At 62.3% G+C, this 1,071-nt stretch carries 2 protein-coding genes; both read left to right on the plus strand.

Going from position 1 to position 1,071, the window contains the following annotated elements; translation table 11 throughout:
- A partial coding sequence (locus AB4Z11_RS32415; protein ID WP_442030389.1) for an N-acyl amino acid synthase FeeM domain-containing protein occupies nucleotides 1–665 on the plus strand: 665 nt, incomplete at its 5' end.
- A 2-nt stretch (nucleotides 666–667) separates the two neighbouring features.
- The coding region (locus tag AB4Z11_RS32420; RefSeq protein ID WP_442030391.1) for an FAD-binding oxidoreductase at nucleotides 668–1,071 on the plus strand (404 nt) is incomplete at its 3' end.

A 1,071-nucleotide genomic window follows, 5' to 3' on the forward strand; every position in this document is an offset into this window, starting at 1 on the left:
ATACTGCCCTGAACCACCAACTGGACCACCAGTTGTTCCATATCCGCATGGCTAACACCCCTGGCACGCGGAAGAGCGCCGGTCTGCTCCTGCAGAAAATGTATGGCTGGCGCGGTTACGAGGTCGATACGCATGATCAGCATGCGCCCAACCGGATTACGCTATATGCGGAGGCGGAGGGCGCGACAGTCGGCACCATGTCGCTGTGTCTGGACGATGCCGGCGTCGGCTTGCCGGCCGATGAAAATTTCCGCGACAAGCTCGACGACCTGCGCTCCCGGGGACGCCGTCTGTGCGAGCCGTCGCGGCTGGCGATCGACCGGCATGTGAGCAAGCGCGTGTTCGCTTCGCTGATCCATATTTCGTACATCTACGCCCACAACATCCATGGCTACACCGACTACATCATCGAGGTGAACCCCCGCCACGTGATGTTCTACAAACGGATGCTGGGCTTCAAGGACTTTGGGGGCGAGCGCCACTGCAGCCGTGTGCAGGCGCCGGCCGTCCTGCTGCGGCTGGAGCTGGAGTACATGGGCCGGCAGATCGACAAGTTCGGCGGCATGATGGAGCAGCGCGAAGGAGAACGCTCTTTCTATCCCTACTTCTTCGCACGCGAGGATGAACCTGGTATTACGGCGCGTCTGATGGAAGGCAAGGATTAGCCATGGGCGCCTCCGAAGCCCTGGAAGCCTGGTCGGCCTTGCTTGGTGCCGGGCGCGTGGCCGTCGATGCGGCGAGTCTTGCGCCTTACAGTGCCAGCACGGCCGCGCGCAGCACCCGGCCCCTGGCCGTCTTGCGTCCGCTGACAACGGATGAAGTCGTTGCGGTGGTGCGCATCGCGGCACGACATGGCACAGCGCTGTACCCAATCAGCGTGGGCCACAACTGGGGCTACGGCGACGCCTGCGCGGTGCGCGACGGGAATGTGATTGTGGATTTGAGTGGCATGCGGCGCATCCTGGAAATGGACCGCGATCTGGCTTACGTGGTGGTCGAGCCCGGCGTAACTCAGGCGCAACTGTCGGATTATTTGCTTCGCGAAGACTTGCCGATGTGGATGGATTGCAC

Origin of the sequence: Pseudoduganella sp. RAF53_2, assembly GCF_052113985.1 — a bacterium.
Taxonomy (GTDB): domain Bacteria; phylum Pseudomonadota; class Gammaproteobacteria; order Burkholderiales; family Burkholderiaceae_D; genus Rugamonas.